Source organism: Reticulibacter mediterranei, from assembly GCF_016587455.1.
The window spans coordinates 1,151,738-1,166,923 of record NZ_BNJK01000001.1 but is presented as its reverse complement, the minus strand read 5'-3'; the positions used below and the strand labels follow the sequence as shown (position 1 = coordinate 1,166,923).

Annotated in this window: 10 protein-coding genes and 1 other annotated feature; of the genes, 8 read left to right on the top strand and 2 right to left on the bottom strand. The window is 51.9% G+C overall.

Going from position 1 to position 15,186, the window contains the following annotated elements; genetic code table 11:
- The first annotated feature begins 9 nt into the window (after positions 1-9).
- The 5 genes from K3T83_RS05215 to K3T83_RS05195 all read left to right on the top strand — a co-directional run bounded on the left by K3T83_RS05215 (position 10) and on the right by K3T83_RS05195 (position 4,467).
- Positions 10-705 (top strand): HAD family hydrolase, encoded by a 696-nt coding sequence (locus K3T83_RS05215; protein ID WP_220201916.1) that lies wholly within the window; start codon positions 10-12, stop codon positions 703-705.
- Positions 706-734: 29 nt separating this feature from the next.
- Positions 735-1,478 carry an HAD family hydrolase gene (locus K3T83_RS05210; RefSeq protein ID WP_220201915.1) on the top strand — a complete coding sequence of 248 codons (744 nt, stop codon included), beginning with the start codon at positions 735-737 and terminating at the stop codon, positions 1,476-1,478.
- 167 nt (positions 1,479-1,645) lie between these two features.
- Entirely contained in the window at positions 1,646-2,359 is a 714-nt protein-coding gene (locus K3T83_RS05205) for a hypothetical protein (protein WP_220201914.1), read from the top strand.
- Positions 2,360-2,511: 152 nt separating this feature from the next.
- On the top strand, positions 2,512-2,712 hold the full coding sequence (locus K3T83_RS05200; protein ID WP_220201913.1) for a hypothetical protein: 201 nt from the start codon (positions 2,512-2,514) through the stop codon (positions 2,710-2,712).
- A gap of 294 nt (positions 2,713-3,006) precedes the next feature.
- Positions 3,007-4,467, top strand: a complete 1,461-nt coding sequence (locus tag K3T83_RS05195) for a serine hydrolase domain-containing protein (protein ID WP_220201912.1) — start codon at positions 3,007-3,009, stop codon at positions 4,465-4,467.
- An 85-nt stretch (positions 4,468-4,552) separates the two neighbouring features.
- Here the strand turns inward: K3T83_RS05195 and ileS are convergent, their stop codons facing one another.
- Complete coding sequence (gene ileS / locus K3T83_RS05190) at positions 4,553-7,846, bottom strand: isoleucine--tRNA ligase (RefSeq protein ID WP_220201911.1); 3,294 nt, start codon at positions 7,844-7,846, stop codon at positions 4,553-4,555.
- 75 nt (positions 7,847-7,921) lie between these two features.
- Positions 7,922-8,653, bottom strand: a complete 732-nt coding sequence (locus K3T83_RS05185; RefSeq protein WP_220201910.1) for an alanyl-tRNA editing protein — start codon at positions 8,651-8,653, stop codon at positions 7,922-7,924.
- A 56-nt stretch (positions 8,654-8,709) separates the two neighbouring features.
- Positions 8,710-9,016 (bottom strand) — a binding site (T-box leader).
- A gap of 368 nt (positions 9,017-9,384) precedes the next feature.
- Here K3T83_RS05185 and K3T83_RS05180 point away from each other — a divergent pair.
- From K3T83_RS05180 to odhB, 3 genes are all read left to right on the top strand, one after another.
- Entirely contained in the window at positions 9,385-10,554 is a 1,170-nt protein-coding gene (locus K3T83_RS05180) for a glycoside hydrolase family 76 protein (RefSeq protein WP_220201909.1), read from the top strand.
- Positions 10,555-10,993: 439 nt separating this feature from the next.
- Complete coding sequence (locus K3T83_RS05175; RefSeq protein WP_220201908.1) at positions 10,994-13,810, top strand: 2-oxoglutarate dehydrogenase E1 component; 2,817 nt, start codon at positions 10,994-10,996, stop codon at positions 13,808-13,810.
- Positions 13,800-15,140 (top strand): 2-oxoglutarate dehydrogenase complex dihydrolipoyllysine-residue succinyltransferase, encoded by a 1,341-nt coding sequence (gene odhB / locus K3T83_RS05170; protein ID WP_220201907.1) that lies wholly within the window; start codon positions 13,800-13,802, stop codon positions 15,138-15,140. The genes K3T83_RS05175 and odhB overlap by 11 nt, the downstream gene beginning before the upstream one ends.
- Positions 15,141-15,186: the final 46 nt, after the last annotated feature.

Sequence of the window (15,186 nt, the reverse complement as noted above, 5' to 3'; positions counted from 1 at the left end):
AATTCAAGCGTGAAGTATGACGCGGTCATTTTTGATCTCTATGGCACGTTAGTTGATAACTTTCCCAGTAAGGCGTTTGAGCAGACGGTGGCGGAGGTGGCTGCTTGTGTAGGCGCTCCGCTACAAGATTTTAAGCGGCTCTGGAATATTGAGACATGGCCTCTGCGCGTCGTAGGTCATTTCCCTACAACAGAGGCAAATATTGAGCATATTTGCCGTGTCCTGGACGTTCCTGTCGAGGATGCACTGTTGCGTAAGGCTGCCGCGATACGCCTGGAGGCTTCACGCCCTCATTTGACCCCGCGAGATGATGCTATTGAGACATTGATGGCGATCAAAGCGGCGGGATATAAGTTGGGGTTGATCAGCGATTGTAGCCTGGAAGTGGCCCATCTCTGGCCTGATCTGCCGTTTGCATCTCTCATCGACGTACCGACCTTTTCTTGTACGGCGAAAATGAGAAAGCCTGATCCACGCCTCTTTCTGCTGGCCTGCGAACGACTGGCGGTTGCTCCTGAACGCTGCCTCTATATAGGTGATGGTGGTGGCAGAGAATTGAGTGGCGCAAGGCAGGTGGGGATGGATGCGATCTTGATTCGCGTTCCCTATGAAGAGGTCGATGAACTGGCCAGGGAAGAGGCGCTGCAATGGAGTGGTCCAAGAATTGCAGCGGTCAAAGATGTATTGGCGTTGCTTGATATGTAGTATAGAGATAGATCCAGGAAGGATTTGTGGTGGTTGCATTACGTGCTGTCATTTTTGATCTGGGGGGAACCCTGATTGATTGGCCTGATTGGGATGAGGATATTCAGCGGCGGTGGGCACTTTCATATGAATATTTAGTGGCGACGGCTCCGTCTCTTACCTGGCCTTCTTGCGATGCATATGTGCAGGCAATGCGTGAGGCGGAAAAAGAGTACTGGCTACAGGTGGCTAAGAATCAGACCAGCCATACTCCGACCAGCTTTTTGCGCGATGGATTTCGTCGGCTGCATCGCGATGTCAACGATCAGGAATTGTTGGTGGCGCTTGATGGCTATGCGCGTGCGGTCAATGGATGGGCGATGATCTTTCCTGATGCGGTGGAGACGCTCTTAGCGCTACGCAAACGAGGCTACAAGCTGGGCTTGCTTTCAAATACCTGGTGGGCGGCAGAATGGCACAACGCCGATCTTGCTCCACATGGTCTGGACGCACTCCTTGATGTGGTTGTGTATACCTCTGATCTACCGTACACCAAACCGCACGCATCGGCATTTTTGACGGTGACGCAACGGTTGGATGTGCCACCAGAGGCGTGTGTGATGGTGGGTGATCGTATGGTGGACGATATTGAGGGGGCGCAAAAAGTTGGTATGCGAGCTATCTGGAAGGAAACGACGTATCCCTGGCCCAGACCTGCGCACATCACTCCCGATGCCGTTATTCACAATCTTGCAGAGCTACCAGCCATATTGAGGAGCTGGAAAAGTTCCTGACGTTTTTTCTTGCGCATGGATCGTTTGGCTTGCATGGTAAATGAAATCTACCCTTCTTCCTTAGTATACTAAATACGTCAAGTGTTACACATCGTCTAAATGTTCGGTGTTTTTGGGGAGATTTCTATGTATGCTTTTCCTATATTAATAATAGTGAGGAGCAATACATGGAAGAAAAGAAGCAGATGTTAAGTCAGTCCGAGATCGCGAAGGCGCTAACGCATGTCTTGTGGGTAGCTGGCTCTCCCTGTTCTGGGAAATCCATGATCAGTCATACGATTACTCGAATCTATGTTTTTCTTGATTACCATCTCGATGCTCTGGCTGAGAACCATTTTGCGCGGCGAGTGGCTGCCGGTGACGCTGAGGCACAAGCGTTTCTCAATATGAGTATGGACCAGCGTTGGGTGGAGCGATCAGTCGAAACGCTTGTGCAAGAAACAGTGGAGTCGTGGACCAGGGATTTTCAGCTGGTCATTGAGGATTTGCTCGCGATGCCGAAAGAGCGTATCATTGTTGCTGAGGGTAATTTCTTCCCTGCGTGTGTCGCGCCCTATCTTTCGAGCAATCATCAAGCAATCTGGCTGACTCCGACAGACACGTTTTGTGAGCAGGCGAGGCGACGGAAAAAAGCTGACCTGACCAGGAGGCAGAAACGACATGGTATGTTCAACGAGGGGAGTGATCCTGAAAAACACCTGCGGAATCTGATTGAGCGTGATCGTCAATTAGCACGTTATGTGAAGCAGCAGGCAGAAGAATTACATCTTCCCCTGCTTGAAGTTGATGGCAGTCGTTCACCTGAAGAGATGACAGAACTGGTGGAAAGACACTTTGACCCCTATCTGATTCAACATTTTCGTAAGAAAAAGCCTGCGTAAAATCCATATCATCATCTGTTACCCTATCGGGCTAGTGGTGCAAATAGAGAGGCATTTAATCGTTCTTCCTGATATGAGGTGGTTCAAATTGTATCAGGGTGTACCTGTTTGAGCATCACCTCCATGCTTAATGAAGGAAAGGAAGAACACATATGCAGCATACATCCTTGTCGCTTTCCCCTTATCAGCAGAGGATTATCTTGCGTCGTATGCTGGGTGAAGCTCGTCAACTTTCTCGCATGGGCCTGCCACGGCCCGAAGTGATGCAACAGATCAGCGCCTTTCGAGACCATCTCGTTGAGGAAGCCTTAACTGATATCTTCGTTCGTCAGCAGAAAGGCCATCTCCGCTAGATCTTGCTAATACAGACGTGTTATAAAGAGTGGCACCAAGAGCGATCAGAAAGGCTCTAGTGCCACTCTCAATCCAGCGACCCCAATGCTCTAGAGTTGACAGCGCAATTTTTTCCGTGTTATCTTTTGTGTAGGAATGCATCATTCTTGAAGAGAAGCCTCAAAAGGGCGTTTCTCTTTTTTCGACATGATCTCCACACGACAGGACAGCGCGAAGAATGCTCATCAACTATTGTGAGAGACGAGATTTGATCGTTGTGTCTATGCTTTTCAGCCAAAAAGAAGGGTCGCTACATGATTCATGCTATTGAGTTGCCACGCAGTACACCAGAAGCGCAGGGAATTGCTTCTTCTGCCATACAATCATTTGTTGATGCTCTTGAGGAGAAGAAGCTGGGTGTTCACAGCTTGATTCTGGTGCGCAATGGGTCTATCGTTGCTGATGGCTGGTGGAAACCGTACGCATCTCATCTTCCCCATATGATGTTTTCCGTCAGCAAGAGCTTTGCTTCAACGGCGATTGGACTTGCCATTGCTGAAGGCCGGCTTTCGTTGGATGACCGGGTGCTCTCGTTCTTTCCTTCGTACGTCACTCCTGAAATCAGTGAAAATATGGACGAGCTTCGGGTTCGTCACTTGCTTTCGATGAGTACGGGGCATGCCGAAGACACCTTCGGGCCAATGGCTACATCGCCTGACGAGGATTGGGTACGTACCTTTCTATCGTTACCTATCACCTATCCTCCCGGCACACATTTTCTCTACAATACTGGTGCCACTTTCATGTTGTCGGCTATCTTGCAATCTCTCACTGGCCAGACGCTTGTAGAGTATCTCCAGCCACGCCTGTTTGAGCCATTGGGTATCGAGACGCCGGTATGGGAGGCCAATCCGAGCGGGATCAGCCTGGGTGGGACCGGATTGCGGTTGAGAACGAGCGATCTGGCGAAATTTGGTCAATTATATCTGCAACGGGGTGTATGGAATGGGCAGAGGATTGTGCCGGAAGAGTGGATAGAAGATGCCACCAGTGTGCATATCTCAAATGCAGGGAATTCCAACCCTGATTGGAGCCAGGGCTATGGCTTCCAATTCTGGCGCTGCCGACACAATTTATATCGTGGAGATGGGGCGTTTGGGCAGTTTTGTATTGTGTTTCCTGAGCAGAATGCTGTTCTGGCAATGACCAGCGGAACATACGATATGCAGGGTATTCTGAACGCTGTGTGGGAACATCTGCTACCAGGCATCAAGACAGAAGCGTTGCCGGAAAATGCACAGGAGACAGAGGCGCTAAAAGAGCGTCTCGCACACCTGATGTTGCCTCTCTTGCCTCAGACGCAAGAGGTTGAGTCATCGATAAGTGCGCGTATTTCAAAGCGAACCATCCAGTTTGAGCCAAATAAGTTGCATATCAGTGAGGCGTCTTTCGCCTTTGAAGCTGATGAATGTATTTTCACTATGCGGGACGACCAGGGAGCGGAACATGTCGTTCGTTGTGGGTATACCGATTGGTTGCCGGGTGAATCTGTGGTGTGGAAACGGCATCCGTCGCCCTCTGAGACATTCCGTGTGGCAGCCTGTGGTGCGTGGGCAGACGATCATACGTTTGTGATGAACTGGCAATACATCGAAACGCCATTTCGTTATACCATTACCACCGATTTTGGCGGCGATGAGGTAGTTCTCTCCGTTCAGGTCGACGTGTCGTTTGGAGACGATCGTGCTGAACAGGTGCATGGGAGATTCGTGTAGGCGCTCATAATAAAGCAAGAGTGCTGGCACGCTAAACTTTCACTTGCCAGCACTCTTGATTGCCTATGAGAACATTATATATTGCCTACATTTTTCCCAGGACAACGAGCACTTCGTAATTTTCCAACTTCTTCGCTGAGGTGGGCGAGATCGTCTCGCGGTACATCTCGGTGAAGGAGGGGCGATCACGTTCGCTGATCGAGACTAGCAGGTTGTCGGCCAGCGTTTCATCTCGGATCTCGGGCATATAGTAGGTGAGCATATTTGCCAGTTCTGCATCGGTATACAGAGCCAGGCCGATGTGATCCTCGATATTCAAACCGGCCTTCTTACGCATATCCTGTACAAAGTGGGTCAGATCGCGAACCAGACCCTCTTCGCGTAGCGCTGGCGTGATGGTCGTTTCCAATGCCACAATGTATCCTCGCTCCTCTGCGGTGACGAAGCCGTGCCGTGCCGTAGCAACAACCTGGATCTCATCAGCCGTTAATGTTAGCTCTTTTTCGCCAACGACCACATCCAGTGTACCTGTTTCACTCAGCGTGCGAGCAGCTATCTGTATCTCCTGGGCGTCGAGCGTCTTGAAGAGAGCCAGGATCTTTTGCACCAACGAGCCATACTTGGGACCAAGCACCTTCGCCTGTGGCTTCAGGGTGTAGGCCAGCATATCGCTGTCTTCACCGATTGGCTCCAGTCGTTTGATGTTCAGTTCCTCAAGCACCTGATTGCTCAGGCGAGTCAGCGCCTCCCTTTCTTCCTCATTGTGGACGCGGACATACAGGGCGTTGAGCGGTTGCCGAACGCGGATCTGGGCCTTCTCGCGGGCCGCACGACCAAGACCAACGATGCGCATCACAAGATGGGTCTCGCGGGTGAGCTGCTCATCGATCAGCTCCTCTTTGACTTGTGGCCAGTCGCACAGGTGAACGCTCAGGGGAGCCTGGGTATCAACGCTGCGTACCAGATTTTGATACAGTTCCTCGGTCATAAATGGCATGAATGGCGCGAGTATGGTGAGCAGCGTCGTCAGGCACTCATAGAGTGTCAGGTATGCTGCTAGCTTATCGTCGTCAAGTTGCGATTTCCAGATGCGTTCACGGCTGCGACGTAGATACCAGTTCGAGAGATCATCCAGAAATTCCTGGATGACCGCCGATGGTTTCACGGTGTCGTAGTTGTTCAGCCCCTCAGTGACCTCGCGAACAGTTTGCTGTAGCTCAGAGAGAATCCAGCGGTCCAGCTCGGTGCGCTGCGAGGCGGGCAGTTGATGCTTGGTTGGATCGAACTGGTCGATGTTGGCATACGTCACAAAGAACCAGTAGACGTTCCAGATCTTGTCCAGCGTACGGCGTACCAGCATCCACTTCTCGCTCAGGCGTACGGGTAGCCCTGTTTGCGCTGACTTCTCCATATCCTCTTCCGTTGGAGTGCGTGGAAAGTTGAGATTTTGCTCCGGGACATGGTTGGTGTAGAGCCAGCGCATCGTATCGGAGCCAACTCTATCAGCTGCTTCATCGAAGACAACTAGATTGCCCTTCGATTTGTGCATGGGCGTGCCATCTTCGCCGTAGAGCAAGGCATAGCCAAAGAGCGTCTTGAATGGTGGCGTATTTTCCAGCACCGTACTCATCACCAGCATCGAATAGAACCAGTTTCTAAACTGGCCCGGGAACGATTCGGTGACGAAGTTGGCCGGGAACCACTGCTGCCAATACTCTCGATCCGTGTTGTAGTGGAGCGTGGAGTAGGGAACGATACCAGCATCGAGCCAGGGATTGCCCACGTCTTTGATGCGCGAAACCACGTTGCCGCAGTTTTTACAGCGAACCTTCACCGCGTCAACAAAGGGGCGATGCGGCGTGTGTCCCTCAAATTCTTCCCAGCCTTCGACCGCTCGCTCTTTCAATTCTTCCTTGCTGCCGATGACCTCGAAGGTGCCACAACTGGCACAATCGAAGATGGGCAGCGCGAGACCCCAGTAGCGCTTTTTCGAGATCATCCAGTCGTCCATGTTGCGCAACCAGTCCATCTCGCGATCAAAGCCGAACCCTGGTATCCACTTGATCTGGCGTACAACTTCCATGATCTCGTAGCGCAGTTGCTCCATCGAGATGAACCATTCGTCAACCAGACGGAAGATCAACTCGGTTTTGCAGCGCCAGCAGGTCGGATAGCGGTGCCGATAGTTCTGTGGTCGATAGAGCAGACCCTTTTTCGTCAGATTTTCGGCTACCTGTTGCCCCACTTCAGAGGCACGTTGTCCAGTGAGCCAGTCGTAACCTTCACGATAGACGCCGAACTCGTCAACAGGCGCAACCACAGCCAGATTGAACTCTTTCGAGAGGCCAAAGTCCTCGCGACCACAGCCAGGAGCGATATGCACGATGCCGGTTCCTTCGGTCGCACTGACCTCTTTCCAGGGCACCACTGTATGCTCGACGCCCTGCTCTGCTGGTAGTTCGTCGAATGGCCCGCGGTATTTCCAGCCGACCATCTCGCTGCCCTTGAGTGTCTCCGTCACGCGATAGTCGCCCTTGTCGCGGCCTTTGAGCGCTTTGAGAACGGACAACAGTTGCTCGGCCAGATAGTAATACTCGCCATCCTGCTCAACGCGAACATAGGAGAGGTCCGGGTGAACGGCGGCGGCGACGTTAGCTGCCAGCGTCCAGGGCGTGGTCGTCCAGGCCAGCAGGTATTCGCCGGGATGATCGACCAGCGGGAAGCGGACATAGAGGCTGAGATGGGTGAGCTCTTTATATCCTTCCGACTCCATCTCCATGTTCGAGATGCCGGTCGCACAGCGCGGACACCAGGGCATCACGTCGCGCCCTTTGTAGATCAGGCCGCGTTCTTTGCACTTCTTCAGAAAGCCCCAGATGGTATAGTTGTTCTCGTCTGAGAGCGTGTAATAGTCGTTGCCCCAATCCATCCAGTAGCCAAGACGGATCGACTGTTCCGTCTGTCGCCGTGCATAGGTGAAGACGCGCTCTTTACAGCGCTGGACAAATTCGGCGATGCCGTATTCTTCTATATCTCGCTTGGTTTGCAAGCCCAACTCTTGCTCGACATTGACCTCAACCCACAAGCCCTGACAGTCGAAGCCGTTTTGGTAGCGCTGCTTGTATCCCTGCATCGTCTTGAAGCGCTGATACAGATCTTTGTAGGTGCGACCCCAGGCATGATGAACACCCATCGGGTTATTCGCGGTGATGGGACCGTCGATGAACGAATATTGTTTATCGCTCTGCTCATTGCGGCGCAGATAGCGCTGTCGAACAGTATTCTCGTCCCACCAGCGCTGAATATTCTGTTCCAGCATCGGGTAGTCTACACGGTCGGCTGCAACCACCGACTTAAAAACACTGGATTTAACTGACACTACAGCCTCCTCTACCCCCAGGACAGACAGCCCTCTGGGTATGGTCGTATTTAGATGATATTAGGTGATGAATGCTTATAAATCTTCCGGGTCTTTTAAAACGATCTCCAGACGTTTATTGATCCGGCCTTTATTCTCTGTTTTGGTGATTTTGATGCCGCCGACCTCTCTAGTGTGGCGAACGTGCGTTCCACCATCTGCCTGAAGGTCCAGCCCGACAATCTCGACGATGCGCACTTCTTCGATTTCGGGAGGCAACAGGTTGATTTTTGTGCGCACCAGATCGGGAATAGCAAACGCCTTTTCGCGGGGCAGGCTATAGACGCGAATGGGATAATCTGCCTTCACCGCCTCGTTGACCTTTTTCTCGATATAGGCGATGCGCTCCCTGTCGAGGTTCTCCATCGCGAAGTCCATGCGCGCGCGGTCCGGGTACATTTGCCCACCTGTGACCTGTACACCAAACTCTTGCCAGATCGTGCCACAAAGGATGTGCAGCGCTGTATGGGTACGCATCATCTGATAGCGGAAATCCCAATCAATCGTGCCGACAACTTCTGTGCCTATTGTTGGCGGTGGACAATCAATGGTGTGCCAGACGATATCGTTGCGTTTATTCATTGCTATAACATTGGCCTGATAGTGCCCACCATTCCATGTAATAACTCCACGATCCGCCATCTGGCCCCCACCGCCTGGATAAAATACGGTTGCATCAAGGGCTATTTCATCACCTTCGACGGCGACAACTGTTGCAGTGCATTCATATGTGAAACTGTTTGTATGGTAGAGCAATTTCGTCTTCATTGTCGCTGGATGCTCCTCAAGAACTAGCTTATGTCAATAAAAAACCCCTCGTCCAATACAGGGACGAGAGGAACTCCCGTGGTACCACCCTCTTTAGCCAGATACGCATCATTTCTAGATGCTGCTCTAGCTCGCTCGGTTCTCCGTATTCCGTCGTCTGTGCTCCATGAAAGCTGGGCACTATACACAACTGGATTACGTCCTTCGTGATAACGGGAAGGTTCCGGCCTGGCCTACTTGTTTTGCTCTCTTCGGCTGGCGGCTCTGGAGTGATTTTCAGCATACCCGCTTGCATCCGGTCTCACCATACCCGGACTCTCTGTATCTTGCCTGGTCGCTTACTCGCTCCGTCGTTGCTGATGCGATCTTGTTTTTGCTTGCTACTCTTTGTTCTGCCGCTTTTGGAAACATTAGCGAGAAAACCCGTGCAGGTCCATCACCTGTTTCCTGCATAGCTGACAGCGGCTATATTGGAATACAGCAAGTTTATATTACCATAATAGGTAACAAAATACAACCATTTTTTCTTCCGTCGCACCCTTCCACCCGATTTCGCTAAGATACAGCATATTGTTGTCGCAGACAAAAGTTTATTGACCTTCCTGTTCCTTGACGTACTGTCGCTTTCAATGGTATTGTGTTGACAACGTTGTCATAGAAGGCAGCGTGATTCAACTGATGACAGTAATAGGCTTCAGCGCGGTGCTGAGTGATACCAGAGGAGGTATGCTTTGAAGCGTAGAACAACAATCAAACTTCTGAGTGGTGTGCTTGGTGGTGCCGTTATTGGCTCTTTCGCCTGGTCTGGTGGCGTGCAGGCGGCGGGAGTGAGCAATCGGGATCGGGCGGTTGCATCCTATAATGCGATGCAAAAATATTTTTACAAGCAGGACGGTTCCCATCTGTATCTAGAGCAATATCCTGCTCAGTCGGGCGATAACACCTATTCTTACGAGTGGCCGTTTTCGCAGGCCCATATTGCAACGATTGACCTTTCCACTGTTCCCGGCCTGGGAGCTGGTTACAAGGCTGCGGTGGCTGATCGTTCAGTCGGTCAGGAACACTACTGGAATACGACCGGAACTACTGGCGTTGCTGGATACGACTCTTATCCTCGCCCTCCGTATGGCAATGGCGGCGATAAATTCTATGATGATAACGAATGGGTTGGGCTGGCGAAGTTGCAGCTCTTCCTGACGACTGGTGATAAGGCAGCTCTGGCGCGCGCCGAAGATATCTTCAAACTGGTTGTCTCCGGGTGGGACACTGATACAAGCCATCCAGCACCAGGCGGCGTGTTCTGGACGCAAGCCACCTGGAGTCACGACCGCAACACCGTCTCCAATATGCCGGGAGCCGAGATGGGCCTGCGTCTCTACCAGATCACCAGAGATAAATCATATCTGGACTGGGCGAGCAAAATGTATGAATGGACCAATAAGTATTTGCTTGCTCCCAACGGACTCTATTGGGATCATATCGATCTGAGCGGCAACATTGAGAAAACTCAATGGAGCTATAATCAGGGCGTTCCCGTTGGTGTGAATACGCTGTTTTATCAGATAACCAGAGATAAGACTTATCTACAGCGAGCTGAAAACATCGCCAGCACCGCTTTAGATTTCTATAACACTGATAATCGTCTGTATTCGCAACCTGCATTTTTTAACTCGATCTTCTTCAAAAATCTGCTCTTGTTGCAATCGGTGAATCATAATCAGCAGTATATCCAGGCAATGCAGGCGTACGCTGATAAGGTCTGGAGCACTTATCGTGATGCCGCGACCGGCCTGTTCCGTTTCGACTCTACCAAACCAACCCAGCTGTTAGAGCAGGCTGCAATGGTGCAGATTTATTCCGTGCTGTCCTGGTCGCCAGCCAGTTATGGTTTCCTTTATTAGTAGCTTCATCCGTCGTATGGCCAGGGAGCGCATCGTTTCCTGGCTGTTTCGTTCAATATTCGAGAGTCCTGCTTTTATCTCCGATCTATTGACCAATCCCCCCATCAGTCGTAAAATGAAGAAAATTCCTGGATTATAAAAAATATCCAGTTTGATAACCAGACGCTAGACTAACAACAGGAATTACGTGCGATCAAGGGTCTCCTTGATCGCACGTAATTCATTTCACATTTGAAGATGTCTTTTGCTATGGTATTGTCGATTCTTTCGGCTCTAGAGATCGTAGGGTATGGCTGCCTGTTGGCGCGGGCGAATAAAACCGCGCCGAGGTGATATACTTAGATTTAGGAAAGATCATAAAACAAATGACTCTTCAGTTTTTTCATGAAAGCATTTGTAGACACTCGATTCGATATCGACCGAACCAAAGGGAACGTGTATGTACAACCTGGAAACATTCTATGGACCGAATGCAGGGTATGTTCTTGAATTGTACGAACGATATAAGCAAAATCCTGCGTTCGTCGATGAGGACACACGAAATTTCTTTGCTTCCTGGTCTCCAGATGGAGTGGCGGCCACACGTGCAGAAGAGGCCGCGCCGCTCCAGGATCAGGAGATTTCACATATTGTTGCTGCTTCTGCTCTGGCTCATGCTATTCGCGAGCGAGGACATCTTGGCGCGCACCTGGACCCACTGGGAAGTGAAGCGCTGGGAGATCCAGCGCTTTTGCTAGAAACCTATGGCTTGCGAGACGAAGACCTGGCGCAATTGCCGCCGACCGTGATTGGTGGTCATGCAGCTGAAGGGGTGAGCAACGCGCTTGAGGCGATTAATGCTTTGCGCGCTATGTATTCTGGCACCATTAGCTATGAGTTTGACCAGGTAAAAAGCCCGGATGAACGTGGTTGGCTACGGGATGCGGTGGGCTGGCACTTATACCATCAGACGCCATCGCCAAATGAGGCGCGCAGATTGTTGAAAAGGTTGACGCAGGTAGAAGTTTTTGAGCGCTATCTGCATCAAACTTTTCCGGGTCAGAAACGTTTTTCGATTGAGGGAACCGACGTGCTGGTTCCGATGCTCGATGAAATCATCTCCGGGGCCATCGATTCGGAGACGCGCGAAGTGATGATCGGCATGGCGCATCGCGGTCGCCTCAATGTCATGGCCCATGTGCTTGAGAAGCCTTATGGTGCTATCCTCTCCGAATTCGCGCATGTCAAACGTGAAGAGGGCGTCCCTTTGAGCGATAGCTTTGGGTATGGCTGGACTGGAGATGTGAAATATCATCTGGGGGCAGAGAACTTGTTGGGAGAGGGAGCCTCTTCTGTCGATTTGAAGGTCGTGCTGGCACCCAATCCCAGCCATCTTGAATTTGTCAATCCTGTGGTCGAAGGCATGACGAGAGCTTCGCAGGAGATTCGCTCTGTGGCTGGCTTTCCCCTCCAGGATGTAGACCACACGTTGCCAATCCTGATTCACGGTGATGCGGCGTTTCCTGGTGAGGGCGTGGTAGCCGAAACCTTGAACCTCTGGCATCTGCATGGCTACTGGGTTGGGGGCACAATTCATATTATCGCCAATAACCAGCTTGGTTTTACCACTGAGCCTATAGATAGCCGTTCGACCCTATTTGCCAGCGATCTGGGTAAAGCGTTTGGCATTCCTATTATTCACGTCAATGCCGATGATCCTTTTGCTTGTCTGACCGCCGTACGGCTCGCGCATGCCTATCGCGATGAGTTCCATAAAGATATCCTCGTTGATCTGGTAGGCTATCGTCGCTGGGGTCACAACGAGGGGGACGAGCCAGCTTTTACGCAACCAGAGATGTATGAAGTGGTGCGGCAGCATCCAACGGTGCGCGAGTTGTTTGCGCGTCGTCTGGAGCAGGATGGGGTTGTGACGCAGGGGGAAGCCGACGAGATGGTGAAGGAGGCGATGGCGAGGCTGGAGGAGGCGAAGAGCGAAGCCGATAGAGGCGTGTATCAGGTCGAGGTGGAGGCAGTGAATGATGAGGAAGGTGCGCTCTCTACCGATGAGCAGGTGCCGTCTGTGTCTGTTGAACGTTTGACGGCGCTAAATGAAGAGCTATTGTCCTGGCCGAAGCATTTTGCGCTGCATCCGAAACTGGCCCGTACGTTGCAACGCCGTGCAAATACGTTGGGGCCGGAGGGGGGGATCGATTGGGGACAGGCGGAGGCGCTGGCATTTGCCTCGATTCTGACTGATGGCACGCCGATTCGTCTTACCGGACAGGATTCGCAGCGTGGCACATTCAGCCATCGCCATGCTGTGCTTCACAGTCAGGACACCAATCAGATCTATATTCCTTTGCAGCATCTCGCCGATGTTCACGCCTCATTCTCGATTTACAATAGTCCACTGACAGAGACGGCCGCGCTGGGCTTTGAATATGGGTATAGCGTGCAGGCACCGGAGTCGCTGGTGCTGTGGGAGGCGCAGTACGGCGATTTTGCGAATGTTGGTCAGGTCGTCATCGATCAATTCATTGCATCTGGGCAGGCAAAATGGCGGCAACCATCCTCGCTGGTTATGCTCTTACCTCATGGTTATGAAGGGCAGGGACCAGATCATTCGAGCGCACGCCTGGAGCGTTACTTGCAACTGGCAGCTGAAGATAACTGGCGTGTGGCGAATTGTTCGACAGCAGCGCAATACTTTCATTTGCTGCGCTTACAGGCGTTCTATCTGAATCGCTATGCGCGCCCGCTGGTGATTATGACGCCCAAGAGCCTGTTGCGCCATCCGTTAGCGACCTCGCGTCTGCAAGATCTGGCCGAGGGATCGTTTTTGCCGGTGATCGATGATGCACGAGCTGGGGAACACACACAAGATATTCGCCGTATTATACTGTGTACAGGGAAAATGGCGATTGATCTCCTGGCCCACGAGAGCCGCACGCAGAGCGGCGACACTGCTATTGTGCGCGTCGAGTTGCTTTATCCTTTCCCACAAGAAGAGTTGAAACGGGTTCTTCAGCGCTATCCAGGTGTGCGTGAGATTGTCTGGGCGCAGGAAGAGCCTCGCAATATGGGGGCCTGGAGCTACATGGCTCCACATTTGACCGATCTGGTCGGTCGCGATATTACTATTAGCGTTGTCTCCCGTCCTGAGCGCTCAAGCCCGGCGGCTGGTTTCTGGGATTTACACGCCGCTGAACAGGAACGGATTCTTGCGGAGGCCATGCGTCTGCCGCTGAGACAACCCGGAGGGGAACATGTCCACTGAAGTTCGCGTACCTACGCTTGGCGAATCCATCGTTGACGCCACTATCGCATCCTGGCAAAAAAAAGAGGGGGACCAGGTGCGGCGAGGGGAGACCCTCGTGGAATTGGAAACCGACAAGGTGAACGTTGAAGTCAGCGCCGAACAAGATGGCGTTTTGCAGAAGATCGTGAAGCAGGAAGGCGAGGTCGTCTCTGTTGATGAGGTGATTGCTGTAATAGGAGAGGAGGCGGCGGCAACTGCGACCAATGGTACTTCCGCTCCCGTTGAAATGGCTAACGCGCAAAAACCGACACCACCACCTGTGCAACGTCAGTCAACGGGCGCTCTGGAAGCGATGCGTCCATCAACAGGATCATTAGAAGCACAACGCCAGCCAACTGGCGCATTGGATGTGCAGCGACCGCCATCTCCGCTTGCTCGACGGATTGCGGCAGAGCATAATCTGGACATTTCGCAAATTCGCGGTTCAAGCCCGCATGGGCGTGTGACCAAAGATGACGTTATTCAATATATGGAGCAGAGCACACAACCAACGGCTCCTATTCCCCGCGTTTCGACGGTTGAGACTCCTACTTCACCGGTTCCGGCTGTACAACCTCAGCAAGTGGGAGGACAGGCAGCGGTTTCTGCTCGTCCCGAAGAGCGTGTGCGGATGTCGCGTCGGCGGCAGACCATTGCCCAACGTCTGGTAGAGGCGCAGCATACGGCAGCGATGCTCACAACTTTTAACGAAGTTGATATGAGCGCGATCATGGAGGTGCGCAGCCGTCGCAAAGAATCGTTTAAAGAGCGTCATAACGTCTCGCTGGGCTTTATGTCGTTCTTTACTAAAGCAGTCGTCGGCGCTCTCAAGGCGTTTCCGCGTCTCAATGCCGAAATTCAGGGCAACGACATGATTCTCAAGCGCTATTATGATATTGGCATTGCGGTTGGCGCAGAAGAGGGGCTTGTGGTGCCGGTGGTACGCGATGCGGATCGTAAAAGCTTTGCTGAAATTGAGCGTGAAATTGCCGATCTTGCAAAGCGTGCGCGGGAGAATAAGCTCTCGCTTGCGGAACTGCTAGGTGGCACGTTTACGATTACCAACGGAGGCGTGTTTGGTTCTCTGCTCTCGACGCCTATCTTGAATGGTCCGCAGGTGGGTATTCTTGGTATGCATAAGATAGAGCAGCGTCCTATCGCTCTGAATGGTCAGGTAGTCATTCGTCCTATGATGTATCTGGCGCTTTCGTACGATCATCGGATCGTTGATGGGAGCGAGGCAGTGCGCTTCCTGGTGCGGATCAAAGAGCTACTGGAAGATCCTGAAGTCTTGTTACTGGAGGGGTAGGAACAGATTTTGATCTCTCTCGACAGTACGCGTTTGTATCTGTATA

What these genes read in the sequence shown, in the direction of transcription:
- K3T83_RS05200 (WP_220201913.1), top strand. Translation starts at nt 2,512, where the DNA reads ATGCAGCATACATCCTTGTCGCTTTCCCCTTATCAGCAGAGGATTATC.
- K3T83_RS05175 (WP_220201908.1), top strand. Translation starts at nt 10,994, where the DNA reads ATGTACAACCTGGAAACATTCTATGGACCGAATGCAGGGTATGTTCTT.
- K3T83_RS05195 (WP_220201912.1), top strand. Translation starts at nt 3,007, where the DNA reads ATGATTCATGCTATTGAGTTGCCACGCAGTACACCAGAAGCGCAGGGA.
- K3T83_RS05185 (WP_220201910.1), bottom strand. Translation starts at nt 8,653, where the DNA reads ATGAAGACGAAATTGCTCTACCATACAAACAGTTTCACATATGAATGC.
- odhB (WP_220201907.1), top strand. Translation starts at nt 13,800, where the DNA reads ATGTCCACTGAAGTTCGCGTACCTACGCTTGGCGAATCCATCGTTGAC.
- K3T83_RS05205 (WP_220201914.1), top strand. Translation starts at nt 1,646, where the DNA reads ATGGAAGAAAAGAAGCAGATGTTAAGTCAGTCCGAGATCGCGAAGGCG.